Below are 16536 nucleotides of genomic sequence, written 5' to 3'. Positions count from 1 at the left end.
GAGCAGGGACACCATGACGCGTCACGTGGTCGTCGTCGGCGGGGGCATCGTCGGCGCCGCGTGCGCCCGCTCGCTGGCCCGGGCCGGGATGCGCGTCACGGTCGTCGAGCGCGCCGCGGTCGCCTCCGGCACGAGCGCGCAGGGCGAGGGCAACATCCTCGTGTCCGACAAGGGACCCGGCGCGGAGCTCGAGCTCGCGCAGCTGGCCGCCCGCCGCTGGCCCGAGGTCGCCGCCGAGCTCGCGGACGAGCTGGGCGACGCGCTCCCCTCCATCGAGTACGAGCCCAAGGGCGGGCTCGTCGTCACGACCATCGACGAGGGCGCGGATCCGCTCCTCGCCTTCGCCGCCACCCAGCGCTCCGCGGGCGTCGACGCGATCCCCGTGGACGTCCGCCGGGCGCTCGAGCTCGAGCCGTGGCTGAACCCGGCGATCACCGCTGCCGTGCACTACCCCGAGGACGCGCAGGTGCAGCCCGCCATCGCGACCGAGGCGCTCGCCGCGTCGGCCCGGCGCGCGGGCGCGGTCGTGCGCACGGGCGTCGAGGTCATCGGGCCGCTGCTCGACGCGGACGGCGCGCTCCGCGGCGTGCGGACGAGCGCGGGCGACATCGCCGCCGACGACGTGCTCGTCGCGGCCGGCCCCTGGTCGGGCGAGGTGGCGCGCACCCTGGGCGTCGAGCTGCCCGTGCTGCCGCGCCGTGGCGTCGTGCTCGTCACGACGCGCATGCCGCACCGCATCCGGCACAAGGTCTACGACGGCGACTACGTGGGCGCGGTCGGGTCCGGCGACGGCGCGCTGCAGACCTCGGGCGTCGTGGAGTCGACGCCGTCGGGGACGGTGCTCATCGGATCCAGCCGCGAGCGCGTGGGCTTCGACGCGTCGCTGCGCGTGGCCGTGCTCGAGGAGCTCGCCGCGAAGGCCGTGCGGCTCTTCCCCTTCCTCGTCGAGGCGAACGCGATGCGCTCCTACGGCGGCTTCCGCCCGTACCTGCCCGACCACCTGCCGGTCGTCGGCCCGGATCCGCGGCTGCCCGGCCTCTGGCACGCGAGCGGGCACGAGGGCGCCGGGATCGGCCTGTCGGTCGCGACGGCGGACCTCGTCGTCGCGCAGATGACGGGCGCCACGACCCCGCTCGACGTGCGGCCCTTCTCGGTCGCGCGCGCCTCGCTCGGGCTGCGGATGCCCGGGGCCGCGCTGTCGTCCGACGCCGCCGGGGTGCGCGCATGACGCCGCGGCGCGTGGATCCGGCGCGCGACCCGATCCGGCCGGGGAAGGCCGCGGCCGTGCGCTTCACGGTGGACGGGGATCCGGTCGAGGGCGTCAGCGGCCAGACGATCGCGGGCGCGCTGCTCGCCTCCGGCACGCTCGCGTGGCGGACGACCGCGAGCGCCGGGCGGCCGCGCGGCGTCTTCTGCGGGATCGGCGTGTGCTTCGACTGCACCGTCACCGTGAACGGGCTGCCGGACGTGCGCGCCTGCCAGCGCCGCGCCGTCGAGGGCGACGTGGTCGAGACCGGGCCGGGCGCGACGGTGCCCGACGCGACCGTGCCCGATGCGACGGCGCCCGATGCGCGCGCGGGGGAGGCGTCGTGAGCGGCGCGGACGACCGGCGGCACGTCGTCGTCATCGGCGCCGGCCCGGCCGGGCTCGCCGCCGCGGTCGCGGCCCGCGGTCGCGGCGCCCGGGTCACGCTGCTCGACGCATCGGACGAGCTGGGCGGCCAGTACTGGCGGCACCTGCCGGATTCCCGGCCGGCGGCGCGCGAGCGGATCCTGCACCACGGCTGGGACGCGTTCACCGCGCTCCGCTCCCGGCTCGCCGCCGACGACGGCTGCGACATCGTGACGGGCGCGCAGGTGTGGGCGATCGAGCGGCCCACCCCGGACGCCCACGCGGCCGACGCGCTCGCGCCGCCCGCCGCCGTCGTCCACGTGCTCGTGGGCCAGGTCGACGGATCGCGCCGCGCACCGCTGACCCTCCGCCCCGACGCGCTCGTCCTCGCGACCGGCGCGCACGACCGCACGCTGCCGTTCCCCGGCTGGGACCTGCCCGGCGTCTTCACCGCGGGCGCCGCGCAGGCCCTCGCGAAGGGCGAGCGCGTGGCGATCGGCGACCGCGTGGTCGTCGCGGGCGCCGGCCCGTTCCTCCTCCCCGTCGCGGTGTCGCTCGTGCAGGCGGGGGCGCGGGTGGTCGGGATCCACGAGGCCGCGCGCGTCCCGTCGCTCGCCCGCGGCTGGCTGCGGCGTCCGGCTGGCCTCGCCCGCGCGCCGCACAAGGCCGCCGAGCTCGCCGGATACGTGTCCGTGCTGGCGCGCGAGCGGATCGGCTACGCCACGGGCAGCGCGGTCGTCGCCGCTCACGGCACCGACCGGGTCGAGGCCGTGACCGTGCAGCGCCTCGACGCGTCGTGGGCGCCCGTCCCGGGCACCGAGCGGCGGATCGCCGTGGACGCCGTGTGCGTCGGCCACGGCTTCACGCCCCGGCTCGAGCTGCCCATCGCCGCGGGCTGCCGCATCGGCCCGGATCGCTTCGTCGAGGTCGACGCCGCGCAGGGCTCCGGACCTGCGGGCGTCTTCGCCGCGGGCGAGATCACGGGCATCGGGGGAGTGGACCAGGCGCTCGCGGAGGGCGAGGTCGCGGGGCACTGCGCCGCGGGCGGATCCCCGTCCGACGCGGCCGTCGCCCCCGCCGTGCGCCGCCGGGCCGTCGCGCACGACGTGGCGCGCCGCATCGAGGCCGCTCACGGCATCCGGCCCGGCTGGACCGGCTGGCTCCGCGACGACACGCTCGCCTGCCGCTGCGAGGAGGTGCCCGTCGGCCGGCTCCGCGCGACCGCCCGCGCGGCCTCCTCCACCGACCTCCGCTCCATGAAGCTCGCGACGCGCGCCGGCCTCGGCATCTGCCAGGGCCGCGTCTGCGGGCGGACCGTGGAGCAGCTGCTCGCGGCCGAGGCGCCCGCGTGCGGATCCGCGCCGGCCGCGTCCCCGCCGGCCGCGTCCCCCACCGCGGCGCCCGGCCCCGGATCCGACCGCCGCCCCATCGCCTCGCCCGTGCGCCTCGGCGAGCTCGCCGCCGCCTACGACCTGCGCGACGCCGGACCCCCGTCCCTCGCCGCGGCCGCGCCCGGCGCCGACGACCCGCCGTCCGCCGACGACCCGCCGCCCGAGCACGCGCCCCCGACCACCCCCGCACCGCCTCGCACCACCGACCGGAAGGACATGCCATGACCGCACCCGCCCTGGACCTCGGAGGCGTCGTCGTCGCCACCACGCTGCCGTTCCGCGAGGACGCGTCGGCCCCCGCCGGCCTCGCCGTCGACTACGACGCGTACGCCGCCCACTGCGACTGGCTCATGGCGAACGGCTGCCGCGGCGTCGGCCCGAACGGATCGCTCGGCGAGTACTCCTCGCTCACCGACGAGGAGCGCCGCAAGGTCGTGCAGGTCGCGGTCGAGACGGTCGGCGACCGCGGGATCGTCGTGGCCGGCGTGCACGGCGTCGGCTGGCACCAGGCGAAGAAGTGGGCCGAGATCGCGGCCGAGGACGGCGCCGACGGCGTGCTGCTCCTGCCGCCCACCATCTACCGGGCGAGCGACGACGAGGTCGTCGAGCACTACGCGCGCGTCGACGAGGTGGGCCTGCCGATCATGGCCTACAACAACCCCTTCGACACCAAGGTCGACCTCACGCCGCAGCTCCTGCAGCGCCTCGACGCGCTCGAGAACGTCGTGGCGATCAAGGAGTTCTCGGGCGACATCCGCCGCGTGACGGAGATCCAGGACCTCACGGGCCTCGACGTCATCGCGGGCGCGGACGACCTGCTGCTCGAGTCGCTCATCATGGGCGCCGTCGGCTGGTTCGCGGGCTACCCGAACGCCTTCCCGCGCGAGGCCGTGGAGCTGTACGGGCTCGCGACCAGCGGCCGCATCGAGGAGGCGAAGGAGCTGTACCGCCACCTCGTGCCCGTGTTCCGCTGGGACTCGCGTACCGAGTTCGTGCAGGCCATCAAGCTGTCGATCGACGTGGCCGGCGAGAGCACGGGCGGCCCCACGCGTCCGCCGCGCGCGCCGCTGCCCGCCGCGGTCGCCGCCGAGGTCACGCGCGACACGCGCCGCGCGCTCGACCACCTCGCCGGGCGATGATCGACGGATGAGGTCCTCCCGCGTCTTCCACGCCGTCGACTCGCACACGGAGGGGATGCCGACCCGCGTCGTCACGAGCGGGTTCGGCGTGATCCCCGGCGCGACCATGAACGAGCGCCGCCTGCACCTCATCGAGCACCTCGACCACCTGCGGCTCCTGCTCATGACCGAGCCGCGCGGCCACGCGGCGATGAGCGGCGCGATCCTGCAGCCGCCCACGCGCGACGACTGCGACTGGGGCGTCCTCTACATCGAGGTGTCCGGGTGCCTGCCGATGTGCGGCCACGGCACCATCGGCGTCGCCACCGTGCTCGTGGAGACCGGGCTCGTCGAGGTGCAGGAGCCGGTCACCACCATCCGGCTCGACACCCCGGCGGGCCTCGTGATCGCGCGCGTCGACGTGGAGGACGGGCGCGCCGCGTCCGTGACGATCGAGAACGTCCCGTCGTACGTGGAGCGGCTGGACGCCTCGATCGAGGTGCCCGGGTACGGCGCCGTGCCGTACAGCCTCGCGTTCGGCGGCAACTTCTACGCCGTCGTCGAGCTCGACGCTCTGGGGCTGCCGTTCGACCGGGAGCGGCAGCAGGAGATCCTCCAGGCCGGGCTCGCGATCATGGGCGCGATCAACGACCAGGACGCGCCGTCGCACCCGGAGATCTCCGGCGTCGACCACTGCCACCACGTGGAGTTCCTCGCGCCCGGATCGGACGCGCGGCTCTCGCGGCACGCGATGGCGATCCACCCCGGCTGGTTCGACCGCTCGCCGTGCGGCACGGGGACGTCCGCGCGCATGGCCGAGCTGTGGGCGCGCGGCGAGCTGGCCGTCGGCGACGACTTCGTCAACGAGTCGTTCATCGGCAGCCGCTTCACCGGCCGGATCCTCCGGGAGACGACCGTCGCCGGCCGGCCCGCCATCGTCCCCGCCATCACCGGGCGCGCGTGGATCACCGGCATGGGACAGTACCTGCTGGACCCCACCGACCCGTTCCCGAGCGGCTTCCGGTTCTGACCGGCGAGCCCCCACCGAGGAGAGACATGACCCCGCACGAGACCGACCCGACCATCGACCCGACCGTCGCGGCGACCGTGGACGCCGTCGCCGCGCGCGCGGCGGAGGCCGCCGCGCCCCTCGCCGCCCTCGCCCCGGCGGCCCGGGCCCGCGCCCTCGACGCCGTCGCCGACGCGCTCGAGGCGATCCGCCCGGAGCTCCTGCCCGTGGCCGAGCGCGAGACCGCGCTCGCGCCCGGCCGCCTCGCCGGCGAGCTGACGCGCACCACCGTGCAGCTGCGGATCCTCGCGGCCGCCGTGCGCGACGGCCGCTACCTCGACGCGCGCATCGACCACGCGGACCCGGACGCGGCGCCCGCCCCGCGCCCCGACATCCGGCGGTACCTCGTGCCCGTCGGACCCGTCCTCAACTTCGCGGCGTCGAACTTCCCCTTCGCGTTCTCGGTCGCGGGCGGCGACACGGCGTCGGCGCTCGCGGTCGGCTGCCCGGTGGTCGTGAAGGCGCACCCGGGGCACCCGGAGCTGTCGCGCCTCGTCGCGGCCGCCGCGTCGGCCGCGCTCGTCGAGGCGGGCCTGCCCGACGGCACGCTCCAGCTGGTCGAGGGCGAGGAGGCGGGGCTCGCGATGCTGCGCGACCCGCGGATCCGCGCCGCGACGTTCACGGGATCGCTCCGCGCCGGCCGCTTCCTCGCCGACGTCGCCGCCGCCCGTCCCGACCCGATCCCGTTCTTCGGTGAGCTCGGCAGCGTGAACCCCGTCGTCATCACGGAGCGCGCCGCCGCCGAGCGCGGCACCGACATCGCCGTGGCGCTCGTGGCGAGCGCCGCCGGATCCGCCGGGCAGCTCTGCACCGCGCCCGGCATCGTGCTGATCCCCGCGGGCCACGGCCTCGACGCCGTGCTCGCGGAGGAGGCGGGCGCCGTCGCCCCGCACGGGATGCTCAACCGGAAGATCGCCGAGGGCTACGCGGGCGGCCGGGCCGCGGCCATCGCGGTCGACGGCGTTCGCCTCGTCGCGGAGGGCCGCGCGCCCGCCGGGGACGACGGATCCGTGACCCCCACCATCGCCGCCGTCGCGCTCGCCGACTTCGAGGCCGCGGGCGACGTGCTCCGCCACGAGGTCTTCGGCCCGTTCGCGCTGCTCGTCGAGTACCCCGCGGGCACGGACCTCGCCGCCCTCGCGGCGCGCACCTTCCCGGGCGAGCTGACCGCGAGCGTGCACCTCGGGGAGGGCGAGGCCGATGCGGCAGCGGCCGACCTGATCCGTGTGCTCGCCGCCCGCGCCGGCCGCGTGCTCGTCGACGCCTGGCCCACGGGCGTCTCCGTCACCGACGCGCAGCAGCACGGCGGACCCTGGCCCGCGACGACGCTCGACCGCGGCACCAGCGTCGGGACGGCCTCGCTCGACCGGCTGCTCCGCGGCGTCGCGTTCCAGGGCGTGCCGGACGCGCTGCTGCCCGAGCCGCTGCGCACCCGGAACCCGTGGGGCGTGCCGCAGCGGGTGAGCGCGCGCGGCGCCCGCGCCTGACGCGGGACACGGCCGACAGGGCCGTCCCGGTCGCCGGGACGGCCCGCCGCTGAGGGTTCCCACAACCCGCGACCGCTCACCGCGGGAGCGCGTTGGAGGCCCGCGACGTGTTTTTCGGCAGGTGGAGGATCCGTGCATAGCGTGGCCGGTGCCGGCAGGGACGCCGGCGCAGGCGACGGCACGGAGGATCCATGGTCGACACGGCGGCACGAGGACGCACCACACGCGGCACGAGGGGACGAGGCCCCGCCGCGGGTCAGGGGGACGCCGGCGCGCTGCCCGAGGGCGCGCTCCGCGAGGCGGGCGTGCCGGTCGCAGGGGACGTGGACGCCGAGGTCGCGCGCGACCTCGACCGCACCGACGGCGACGCCGGGACGGCCACCGGCCCCCGCCTCGACGTGGAGGGCCTCGGCCGGGTGCTCCTCGGGCGCTGGGCCGACGTCCGCCGCTCGTCGCGCGAGCTGACCAGCCGCCCCGAGCTGCACCGCATCGAGGGGCTCGACATGCACCAGCACCGCGCCCGCGTGCGCGAGCAGCTGGAGATCCTCGTCCAGCACGGCGGCGTGCACCGCGCCTACCCGGTGTCCGTCGGCGGGCTCGAGGACCACGGCGGCAACATCGCGGGCTTCGAGGAGCTCGTGGCCGCGGATCCGTCGCTGCAGATCAAGGCCGGCGTGCAGTGGGGCCTGTTCGGCTCCGCCGTGATGCACCTCGGCACGGAGCGCCACCACCGGGAGCTGCTCCCGAAGATCATGACGCTCGAGCTGCCCGGCGCGTTCGCGATGACCGAGACCGGCCACGGATCCGACGTCGCGAGCATCGGCACGACCGCGACCTACGACCCCGAGACCGGCGAGTTCGACCTGCACACCCCCTTCCGCGCTGCGTGGAAGGACTACCTCGGCAACGCGGCGGTCGACGGCCGCGCCGCCACGGTGTTCGCGCAGCTCGTCACCCAGGGCGTGAACCACGGCGTGCACTGCTTCTTCGTGCCGCTCCGCGATGAGACCGGCGCGTTCCTGCCCGGCATCGGCGGCGAGGACGACGGCCTCAAGGGCGGCCTCAACGGGATCGACAACGGCCGGCTCCACTTCGACCACGTGCGCGTGCCGCGCGCGAACCTCCTCAACCGCTACGGCGACGTGGCCGAGGACGGCACGTACACGTCGGAGATATCCAGCCCCGGCCGCCGCTTCTTCACGATGCTCGGCACGCTCGTGCAGGGCCGCGTGTCGCTCGACGGCGCGGCGACCAGCGCCGCCAAGATCGCACTGCAGATCGCGATCACCTACGGCAACCAACGCCGCCAGTTCGTCGCGGGCGGCACCGACGAGGAGGTGCTGCTCGACTACCAGCGCCACCAGCGCCGGCTGATCCCGCGCATCGCCACCACCTACGCGGCCTCGTTCGCGCACGAGAAGCTGCTCGTGCAGTTCGACTCGGTGTTCTCCGGGAAGTCCGACACGGACGAGGACCGGCAGGACCTCGAGACCCTCGCGGCCGCGTTCAAGCCCCTCAGCACGTGGCACGCGCTCGACACGATCCAGGAGGCGCGCGAGGCGTGCGGCGGCCAGGGCTTCCTCGCCGAGAACCGGCTGGTCGGGCTGCGCGCCGACCTCGACGTCTACGCGACCTTCGAGGGCGACAACACCGTGCTCCTGCAGCTCGTCGCGAAGCGCCTGCTGACCGACGTCAACCGCCGGTTCGCGAAGGCCGACTTCGGGGTGCTCGCGCGCTACGCCGTGGAGCAGGCCGCGGACCGCACGCTCCGGTCGACCGGCCTCCGCCGGCTCGGGCAGGCGCTCGCGGACCGCGGATCCACCGCCCGCTCCGTCAGCCAGCTCCGCGAGCCGGACACCCAGCGCGCGCTCCTGACCGGCCGCGTCGAGACGATGGTCGGCGAGATCGCGACCGCGCTCCGGGCCACCCGCACGATGCCGCCCGCCGAGGCCGCCGCGCTCTTCAACCGGCACCAGCACGCGCTCATCGAGGCGGCCCGCGCGCACGCGCAGCTGCTGCAGTGGGAGGCGTTCACCGAGGCGCTCGACCCCGCGTCGGAGACGGGCCGCGCGATGGACGAGGGCACGCGTCGGGTCCTCACCTGGACCCGCGACCTGTTCGGCCTCCGCCTCATCGAGGAGGACCTGGCCTGGTTCCTCATCCACGGCCGCCTCAGCGCGCCGCGCGCCCGCGCCGTGACGGCCTACATCGACCGGCTCGTCGCCCGCCTCCGCCCGCACGCGCAGGACCTGGTCGACGCCTTCGGGTACACGCAGGCGCACGTCCGCGCCGCCGTCGCCTCGGGCGAGGAGAAGGACCGCCAGGACGAGGCGCGCGCGTACCGCGACGCCCGGATCGCGGACGGCTCCGCGCCGCGCATGGAGAAGAGCGAGAAGAAGAAGAGCTCGTGAGCTAATGGATACATTTCCGCGAAACGCGACATGAGCGCTTTCCAAAATGGCTCAATCATGGTCGAGAGCGAAGGTCAAATGATGTCGAATCGCAAGCGCGATGCAGAAGTGCAGTACGGCGATTTTCACGGAACCGCGGCCGCTGATCGAGCGGATGCGGGACTGCCGGGAATCCATAAGGCAGTTGGGCTTGATTCTGATCGTTGGTGGATACTGGCAGTAGACATCTATGCCGCGGAGAAAGGCGACCTCGAGGACCACTGTGTCAGCGTCTCTGCCGTAGATCGAAGCGACACCGGGATCCAAAGCGACGCTGACCTTCGACACTACGCCAGCGAAAATGGCAGTGTGCCGGTCACCGAATTTCAGGTCCACGGGAAATCGGCCGTCGAAATTTCGCGTGAGGCCTTCAAGCGCCTAGCCGTGCAGCTGCGCGTTCGAGACATTGATTTAAGTGAACTGGATGTTGTAGATCAAAGTTACGTCGGGCCTCCGGAGTGGCTGTGAGCCACAGTCCTTCAATGCCTGACGAGCGCGTGGATCATGCGTTGCTCGCAAGAGCATAATCAGCAGTCCTAAAGCCTGTTCTAAGCGCCTAGCTGTGCAGTGCCGGGTCCGTGGGCCCCGCGGGCCACGACGCGAAGCGGGCCGTGAAGCCCGCGCGGGTGGGCGTGCAGCAGAAGGGGTCGGGGGTGACGGCGTCGTCGGCATCTTGCGGCGCGACCCACACGAGGCACTACGGCTCGTCGTCGACCCGGGCCCGCACCGTGAGGGCGTCGCCGGAGCGGCTCGCGCGGATCGTCACGAGCCGGCCCGACCGGCCCCGGACCGGGGCGAGCGACCAGTCGGAAGAGCCTCGCGTGACGACCGCGCCGAGGCCGTCCTCGCCGTCGCTGCGCTCGACGCCCGCTTTGATCCACGTCTTCGCGTCGACGCGCACGAAGACGCCGGCCTGGTCGAACTGCGCGCGGAGGTCGAGCGTGAACGCCACCTCAACCGCGGTGCCCGGGGCGAGCGGTGCCAGGAGCGCCTGCTCCGTGTCGTGCACGAACCCGTAGGAAGTGGTGCGCCAGGCGTCGCTGCCCTCGGGCGCGGTCACGTCTATGCCACCGTCGTGGATCCGCACGGCCTCCGGCTCGGTGGTCCAGGTGCCGTCGGTCCACGGAACGTCGGCGGGGGGACGCGGCGGAGTTGCTCATACGACGACCGGACGCGGCGGCCGGACGTCACACGGCGAGGAGGAGCCGCACCGCGGCCGTCACCTCCGCCATGAGGTAGCCCGGGAGGTGACCCACGGGGTGGGGGTCGATGAACTCGCGACTGACCGGCCCGATCTGAGGGACCACCGCCACGGAGTCCTTGTCCAGACCTGACGCGGCCGCCGGGATGAAGACGTTCCCCGGGAAGACCTGGAGGCGCACCTGCGAGGTGAACGGGATGAGCACGATGGTGGCGACGCCGCTCTCGTTGATCCAGTCGTCCTGGATGACGAGGGACGGTCGGATCTTCGCCGGCTCCGATCCCCGCGGAGCTCCGAAGTCGACCCACACGACGTCGCCTCGTGAGATCACCACTCCGAGCCGGTCCGCGCGATGCGCTCCGACTCGCGCAGGAACTCCCCGCCCGCGGAGGGCTGTCCGACCTCGGCGATGGCGGCGTCCGCGAGGCGCGTCAGCTCCGCCTTTCCGGCTCCCTCCAGCTCATCGGCGAGCTTCTGTCCTGCGACGCGGTAGAACTCGGAGCGGGTCATCCCGAAGCGCGTGGCGACGCGATCGAACCTCTCGAAGTCGGAGTCGGGGACGGAGATGGCGGTCTTCATGAGCCGGAGTATAACCGGTCATACCGCGGGAGGTCCACCCTCCCGCGCCTCCCCGTCCGACGCCGCGAGGTCAGCCGACGACGGGCCGCGCCTCGCCCAGGAACGGCATGATCGCCTCCGCCCAGTACGCGTGCATGACGCGGTAGGAGAAGCGATCGCGGACGTGCAGGCGCGTGCCGGAGATGTCGGGGTAGGGGGCGTGGATCACGCCGCGCTCCGGGGAGTCGAGGAGGGCCGTCGCCGCGTTCAGCCGGGAGACCTGGGCCTGCAGGAGCTTGCGGGCGACCATCGGGATCGGCTGGAACCGGTCCATCTGCGGGATGCCCGTGACGACGATGCGGCACCCGTCGCCCGCCTGCGCGCGGATGCTCGCGACGATGCCGGTGAGCCGGTCGGTCCACTCCTCCACCGACGTCGCGACGAGCACGTCGGGGATGCCGAGCGCGACGACCGCCAGGTCGAGGGGCGCCGCAGGGCGACCGGCGATCGCGGCGGTGGCCTTCCGCGCCGTCATGTCGTACGCCGCGATGCTCTCCCACTCGACGCCGCGACCCGTCGCCGCCGCACGCCGCGCGGCGATCTGGGCGGGCATCGCCATCCCGGCGAGGAGCACGCCGTACCCGGCGACGCCGATGTCGCCGACGAACAGGACCCGCTCGGGATCCGGCCCCGGGATGACGGAGACGTCGTCGTGCTGCGGGAAGATCCCGACCTCCATCTCGCGCATGTAGAGGAGGAGGTGCAGGCGCAGCGTGGGTCGCGCCATGGCGGCCACGGCGCCGTGGGCCAGGGGCACCAGCGGCCGCAGCACCGCGCGGGGGACGGACCCCGGCGACGAGCGCCTCACGGGCAGGGCGGGCAATGGGTCCTCGTCTCCGGGTGGGGATGCATGCGGCTCCCTGGAAGGGTACGCGGCGCCAGCTGTGCCGCCGACCCCCGTCCGGGGGCCGGGTCGTCGCGCCCGCCCGTAGGCTCGTCGCATGCAGAGCCTCTTCCCCGAGATCGACCCGCACGACACCGGCATGCTCGATGTGGGGGACGGGCAGCTCCTCCACTGGGAGGTCTCGGGGAACCCGGACGGGATCCCCGTCGTCTTCCTGCACGGCGGACCCGGCGGCGGCACGAGCCCGACCCACCGGCGCCTGTTCGACCCGGCCCGCTACCGCATCGTCCTCGTCGACCAGCGCGGCTGCGGACGGAGCACGCCGCACGTCTCCACCCCCGAGGCTGACCTGTCCGTCAACACGACCTGGCACCTCGTCGCCGACCTCGAGCGGCTGCGCGAGCACCTGCGCGTGGAGCGCTGGCTGGTGTTCGGCGGATCCTGGGGCTCAACCCTCGCGCTCGCGTACGCCGAGACCCACCCGGAGCGCGTCACCGGCCTGATCCTCCGCGGCATCTTCACGCTGCGGGCCACCGAGCTCGACTGGTTCTACGAGGGCCCCGCCGGCATGGTCTACCCCGACGGCTGGGAGGCGTTCACGGCGCCCGTGCCGGGGGTGGCGCGGGGCGGCATCATCGACGCGTACGCGCGGCTGCTCGCGGATCCCGACCCCGCGGTGCACGGACCGGCCGCGGTCGCGTGGTCCACGTGGGAGGCGTCGGGCATCACCCTGCTGCCGAAGCCCGAGGTGGTGGCGCGCTTCGCGGAGCCGGCCTACGCGCTCGCGTTCGCGCGCATCGAGAACCACTACTTCACGCACGGCGGGTGGATGGAGGACGGCCAGCTGATCCGCGACGCCCACCTCGTCCGCGGGATCCCGACGGAGATCGTGCAGGGCCGCTACGACATGTGCACGCCGGCCGTCACCGCGTGGGACCTGCACCGGGCGCTGCCCGAGGCGCGCTTCACGATGGTGCCCGACGCCGGGCACGCCTTCGACGAGCCGGGCATCCTCGACGCGCTCATCGCGGCGACCGAGCGCGCGGCGGACCGGCTGACGGCCTAGCGGGCGCGGCGACCCGGCGGCCGCCGAGGCCTCGCGGCCGGATGGGGCTAGCGGCCGACCAGCGCGGGGGATCCGTGCACGGCCGGCTGCGCGAGCGTCGCGGCGGGAGCCGCCGCGGGCGCGCCGACGCCGCTGAGGATGTCGAGCGCGCGCCGCAGCCGGGTGCTGGAGGTGTGCATCGTGTACGGGAAGTACACGACCTCCACGCCGACGGCCGCGAACTCGGCCTCCAGGCGCTCGCCCTTCGGGGTGCCGCGCCAGTCGTCGCCCTTGAAGAAGACGTCGAAGCCCACCTCGCGCCAGGTGTCGAGCTTGTCCGGCAGCGTCTCCGCGCGGGCCCGGTCGACGTAGCTGATGTGGCTCACGATCTCGAGGCGCTCGGCGAGCGGCACCACGGGCGTGATGCCCTTGTTGCGCTCGAGCATCTCGTCGGAGACGACGCCCGCGATGAGGAAGTCGCACCGGCTCTTGGCGTGCTTGAGGATGTTGAGGTGCCCGACGTGGAAGAGGTCGAAGGCACCGGCGGCGTAGCCGATTCGGGTCATGGCGCACGTGTCTCGGGTCGTCCGCGCTCCGGGCGCGGGGACGCGCGGAGGCGGGATCGGGTGCAGCCCGGTGCGGGTACGCCGGGCGGGGTCCGCCGCTCCGTGACGCGGGTACGTCGGCCGTCCGGGTGGGGACGGCGGGGAGCGGGTGGACCTGCGGCGATCTTACGGCGGCCCCGGCTCGTCGCGGAAGGAGGATACCCGAACGGGGGGCAGCGCCGGGAGCCCGGCGTACTGGCATCCGCACTGGTGCCGTGACCTCCATTCGGGGGACACAACAGGCTGTTGCTGGGTTACGTTCGACGAACCCCACCCGTCTGGTGGGTTTTCATCAGCCTATCTGAGGGATCGATCCGAGCGAGGACCCGCCCGCATGCGCCACCGCACACCATCCCCCCGATCCACGCCCCGTCGGCCCGCGCGGCACGTCGCGCCCGCATCCCGCCCCGCACGCGGCCGCCCCCTGATCGCCCTCGCCGTCGCGGTCGGCCTCGCGGTGCCCGCCGCCCTCGTCGCCCCGCAGACCGCGGGCGCGGCGACCGGTCAGGACCTCACCGCGGGCAGCCCCGTCTTCTCCGACTCCTTCACCCGCACCGCGACGGGGGGATGGGGAGCCGCCGCCGGCGCCGCCGCCTACGCCTACGACGGCGCCGCGTTCCGCGCCAACGGGGCGCAGGGGGTCGTCGACCTCGCGCGCGCCGGCAGCGCGGCCTCCGTCACCGTGCCCGTGTCCGCCCCGTCCGACAGCGAGGCCACGGTCCGCGTGATGGTGCCGCGCGTCCCCTCCCAAGGCAACGGCGTGTCCGCCGGCCTCCAGCAGCGCGCCACGGGGAGCACGTACTACCAGTCGACCGTCCGCGTCGACGCGACGGGGACCGCCTACCTCTCGGTGGTGCGGGTCAACGGCTCGACCGCCGCGCAGACGACCCTCGTCGGCGCGACCGTCGTGGCCCGCGGCGTCGTGCCCGGCCGGGTGCTGTCGCTGCAGACCCGGACGAGCGGCACCGCGTCGGTCGCCGTCGACGCCCGGGCCTGGCTCGAAGGCCAGGCGGTGCCCGCCTGGCAGGCGGCCGCGGTCGACTCCAGCGCCGCGCGCATCGCGAGCGGCACGGGCGTCCGCGTCTGGTCGTACCTCTCGAAGACGAGCGGACCCCAGGCGCTCGCCTTCGACGACCTCGCCGTCCGCCCCCTCTCCGCCTCCGCCGCGCCCGTGACGCCGACCCCGGCGCCCACGGCACCGGCTCCCGCTCCCACCCCGGCTCCCGCTCCCGCGACCGACGCCGGGGACGCCGAGCAGGCCGTGGCGCTCGGGGACGCGCGGCCGGGCGCGGGCGCCGCGGCGATCGGGTCCACCCGGTACGCGGTCCCCGCGAACGCCGTCTTCGTCGCGCCGACCGGCGCGAACGGGGCCGCCGGCACGCAGGCCGCGCCGCTCGCGAGCATCCAGCGCGCCGTCGACGTCGCCCCCTCGGGACGCACCATCGTCGTCCGAGCCGGCTCGTACCACGAGTCGGTGACCATCCCGAAGGGCAAGGCGCTCACCATCCAGCCGTACCCCGGCGAGGCGGTCTGGCTCGACGGCAGCAGGAAGGTGACCTCCTGGGTCGCCGCCGGATCCGCCTGGTACGCCCCCGGATGGGACATCGCCTTCGACACGAGCCCGACCTACACGCGCGGCGCCCCCGACGGCACGGGCGAGGGCTGGCGCTTCGTCGACCCCGCGTACCCCCTGGCCGCGCACCCGGACCAGGTCTGGTTCGGCGCCGGAGCCCAGAAGCAGGTCGCGAGCCGCAGCGCGGTCGTCCCCGGCACGTTCTTCGTCGACACCGCGGCGGACCGCCTCTACGTCGGCTCGGACCCGCGGTCGGCGAGCGTCCGGTCCAGCGACCTGGTCACCGGCCTCGTCATCCGCGGCGAGGGCAGCACGGTCCGCGGGATCGGCATCCGCCGCTACGCGCCGTCGGTCCCGGACCAGGGCACGGTGCAGGTCCACGCGCCGAAGGTCACGATCGAGGACGTGGCGATCACGGACAACGCGACGGCCGGCCTCTCCATCGCGGCGACCGACGCGAAGGTGACGGCCGTGACCGTGGCGCGCAACGGCATGCTCGGGATGCGCGCCGTCTACGCCGACCGCCTCGTCGCCACCCGGCTGCTCGTGGCCGACAACAACACCGAGCGCTTCAACCGCGCGCCGGTCTCCGGCGGGTTCAAGGTCGGCCGGTCGCGCACCGTGCAGGTCACGGACAGCGCGTTCCTCCGCAACGTGGGCAACGGGCTCTGGTTCGACGAGTCGGTGTACGACGGGCGCGTCGTGGGGAACGACGTCATCGGCGGCACCGGACGCGGGATCGTCCTCGAGCTCTCGGCGGAGTTCCTCGTGGCGGACAACGTCATCGCGCGGAACGCCATGGACGGCCTGCTGATCAGCGACACCGGGCACGTCGACGTGTGGAACAACACGCTGGCGGGCAACGCGCGCGACATCAACATCGCGCAGGGGGACCGGCGCGCGTCGGACCTCTCGACCGCGGGGCACGACCCCCGGCAGAAGCTGCCGGATCCCACGGTCACCTGGATCGTCACCGACGTCGTCATCTCGAACAACGTGCTGCAGGGCAGCACCGGCAACGCGCTGCTCGCGGTCGAGGACCACTCCCACCAGCGCTCCGCGACGCAGATGGGCATCCGCGTCTCCGGCAACGTCTACCAGCGCGACCGGGCGACGAGCCCGAAGTGGGCGATCGTCTGGGCGCGGGGGCCGGGCGATCCGGCGGTCTACGACACCGTCCGCGACTTCGCGGCGGCGACGGGCAACGACCGCGGGAGCGTGGAGGTGACCGGGCGCGCGGTGCTCGGCTCCGGCTTCCGGCTCACGAGCGAGATCGCGTCGCTGCAGGCGACGGTGGCCGTGGGCGTCCCCGCGCTCGTCGGGTCGCTCCTCGGGCTCGGGACGGGGGCCCGCGCCCTGGGGGCGACCTCCCGCTAGCGCTCGCGGTCGGGGCGCATCCGTCCCCCGAAGGGGGACGGGCGACGGGGCTCAGGGTGCGTTTAGCATTGCCACCGTCACCACCCGCCGTTCACCCGTCGTACCCGCGATGGACGCTCCCGGACGAGGCCCACCCAGCCCGTCCGT

General features: G+C 74.5%; 14 protein-coding genes and 1 pseudogene. 10 read left to right on the top strand and 5 right to left on the bottom strand.

The window, feature by feature from the left end; genetic code table 11:
• The first annotated feature begins 13 nt into the window (after positions 1-13).
• From ITJ44_RS05450 to ITJ44_RS05415, 8 genes are all read left to right on the top strand, one after another.
• Positions 14-1228, top strand: coding sequence for an FAD-binding oxidoreductase (locus tag ITJ44_RS05450; protein ID WP_194633699.1), 1215 nt, complete (start codon positions 14-16; stop codon positions 1226-1228).
• Positions 1225-1593 (top strand): (2Fe-2S)-binding protein, encoded by a 369-nt coding sequence (locus ITJ44_RS05445; RefSeq protein ID WP_194633698.1) that lies wholly within the window; start codon positions 1225-1227, stop codon positions 1591-1593. The genes ITJ44_RS05450 and ITJ44_RS05445 overlap by 4 nt, the downstream gene beginning before the upstream one ends.
• Complete coding sequence (locus ITJ44_RS05440; protein ID WP_194633697.1) at positions 1590-3227, top strand: FAD/NAD(P)-binding oxidoreductase; 1638 nt, start codon at positions 1590-1592, stop codon at positions 3225-3227. The genes ITJ44_RS05445 and ITJ44_RS05440 overlap by 4 nt, the downstream gene beginning before the upstream one ends.
• Positions 3224-4141, top strand: coding sequence for a dihydrodipicolinate synthase family protein (locus tag ITJ44_RS05435; protein ID WP_194633696.1), 918 nt, complete (start codon positions 3224-3226; stop codon positions 4139-4141). Before ITJ44_RS05440 ends, ITJ44_RS05435 begins: the two co-directional genes overlap by 4 nt.
• Positions 4142-4148: 7 nt before the next feature.
• Complete coding sequence (locus ITJ44_RS05430) at positions 4149-5150, top strand: proline racemase family protein (RefSeq protein WP_194633695.1); 1002 nt, start codon at positions 4149-4151, stop codon at positions 5148-5150.
• 26 nt (positions 5151-5176) lie between these two features.
• Positions 5177-6676: an aldehyde dehydrogenase (NADP(+)) gene (locus ITJ44_RS05425; RefSeq protein WP_194633694.1), complete on the top strand. Its 1500-nt coding sequence runs from the start codon at positions 5177-5179 to the stop codon at positions 6674-6676.
• Between the two features lie 191 nt (positions 6677-6867).
• Positions 6868-9087, top strand: a complete 2220-nt coding sequence (locus ITJ44_RS05420; protein ID WP_194633693.1) for an acyl-CoA dehydrogenase — start codon at positions 6868-6870, stop codon at positions 9085-9087.
• A 30-nt stretch (positions 9088-9117) separates the two neighbouring features.
• The gene (locus ITJ44_RS05415) at positions 9118-9594 is read left to right on the top strand and encodes a hypothetical protein (RefSeq protein ID WP_194633692.1); all 477 of its coding nucleotides are present in this window, start codon (positions 9118-9120) and stop codon (positions 9592-9594) included.
• An 88-nt stretch (positions 9595-9682) separates the two neighbouring features.
• On the opposite strand, the pseudogene ITJ44_RS05410 reads toward ITJ44_RS05415, so the two are convergent.
• The 4 genes and pseudogenes from ITJ44_RS05410 to ITJ44_RS05395 form a co-directional block, all read right to left on the bottom strand.
• Positions 9683-10258 (bottom strand): annotated as a pseudogene (locus tag ITJ44_RS05410) (DUF1349 domain-containing protein); the annotation flags it as partial.
• Positions 10259-10313: 55 nt separating this feature from the next.
• Positions 10314-10661: a type II toxin-antitoxin system PemK/MazF family toxin gene (locus ITJ44_RS05405; RefSeq protein ID WP_370551622.1), complete on the bottom strand. Its 348-nt coding sequence runs from the start codon at positions 10659-10661 to the stop codon at positions 10314-10316.
• Entirely contained in the window at positions 10655-10906 is a 252-nt protein-coding gene (locus tag ITJ44_RS05400) for a CopG family transcriptional regulator (protein ID WP_194633690.1), read from the bottom strand. Before ITJ44_RS05400 ends, ITJ44_RS05405 begins: the two co-directional genes overlap by 7 nt.
• Before the next feature lie 70 nt (positions 10907-10976).
• A complete protein-coding gene (locus ITJ44_RS05395; RefSeq protein ID WP_194633689.1) occupies positions 10977-11768 on the bottom strand; it encodes an esterase in 792 nt (263 codons plus the stop codon).
• A 118-nt stretch (positions 11769-11886) separates the two neighbouring features.
• On the opposite strand from ITJ44_RS05395, the gene pip reads away from it, so the two are divergent.
• Positions 11887-12855 carry a prolyl aminopeptidase gene (gene pip, locus ITJ44_RS05390; protein ID WP_194633688.1) on the top strand — a complete coding sequence of 323 codons (969 nt, stop codon included), beginning with the start codon at positions 11887-11889 and terminating at the stop codon, positions 12853-12855.
• 47 nt (positions 12856-12902) lie between these two features.
• Here pip and ITJ44_RS05385 read toward each other — a convergent pair whose 3' ends face one another.
• Positions 12903-13400, bottom strand: coding sequence for an adenylyltransferase/cytidyltransferase family protein (locus ITJ44_RS05385; protein WP_194633687.1), 498 nt, complete (start codon positions 13398-13400; stop codon positions 12903-12905).
• A 373-nt stretch (positions 13401-13773) separates the two neighbouring features.
• On the opposite strand from ITJ44_RS05385, the gene ITJ44_RS05380 reads away from it, so the two are divergent.
• Positions 13774-16389, top strand: coding sequence for a right-handed parallel beta-helix repeat-containing protein (locus ITJ44_RS05380; protein WP_194633686.1), 2616 nt, complete (start codon positions 13774-13776; stop codon positions 16387-16389).
• Positions 16390-16536 lie beyond the last annotated feature (147 nt).

It is taken from the genome of Clavibacter sp. VKM Ac-2873 (assembly GCF_015351075.1).
Classification (GTDB): domain Bacteria; phylum Actinomycetota; class Actinomycetes; order Actinomycetales; family Microbacteriaceae; genus Clavibacter.
The sequence above is the reverse complement of the archived record's forward strand: the minus strand, read 5'-3'. Positions and strand labels throughout refer to the sequence as shown.

Bases quoted from the DNA above. Each gene is read 5' to 3' on its own strand.
- ITJ44_RS05445 (WP_194633698.1), top strand. From the start codon at position 1,225: ATGACGCCGCGGCGCGTGGATCCGGCGCGCGACCCGATCCGGCCGGGG.
- ITJ44_RS05380 (WP_194633686.1), top strand. From the start codon at position 13,774: ATGCGCCACCGCACACCATCCCCCCGATCCACGCCCCGTCGGCCCGCG.
- ITJ44_RS05435 (WP_194633696.1), top strand. From the start codon at position 3,224: ATGACCGCACCCGCCCTGGACCTCGGAGGCGTCGTCGTCGCCACCACG.
- ITJ44_RS05420 (WP_194633693.1), top strand. From the start codon at position 6,868: ATGGTCGACACGGCGGCACGAGGACGCACCACACGCGGCACGAGGGGA.
- ITJ44_RS05425 (WP_194633694.1), top strand. From the start codon at position 5,177: ATGACCCCGCACGAGACCGACCCGACCATCGACCCGACCGTCGCGGCG.
- ITJ44_RS05385 (WP_194633687.1), bottom strand. From the start codon at position 13,400: ATGACCCGAATCGGCTACGCCGCCGGTGCCTTCGACCTCTTCCACGTC.
- ITJ44_RS05430 (WP_194633695.1), top strand. From the start codon at position 4,149: ATGAGGTCCTCCCGCGTCTTCCACGCCGTCGACTCGCACACGGAGGGG.
- ITJ44_RS05400 (WP_194633690.1), bottom strand. From the start codon at position 10,906: ATGAAGACCGCCATCTCCGTCCCCGACTCCGACTTCGAGAGGTTCGAT.
- pip (WP_194633688.1), top strand. From the start codon at position 11,887: ATGCAGAGCCTCTTCCCCGAGATCGACCCGCACGACACCGGCATGCTC.
- ITJ44_RS05450 (WP_194633699.1), top strand. From the start codon at position 14: ATGACGCGTCACGTGGTCGTCGTCGGCGGGGGCATCGTCGGCGCCGCG.
- ITJ44_RS05415 (WP_194633692.1), top strand. From the start codon at position 9,118: ATGAGCGCTTTCCAAAATGGCTCAATCATGGTCGAGAGCGAAGGTCAA.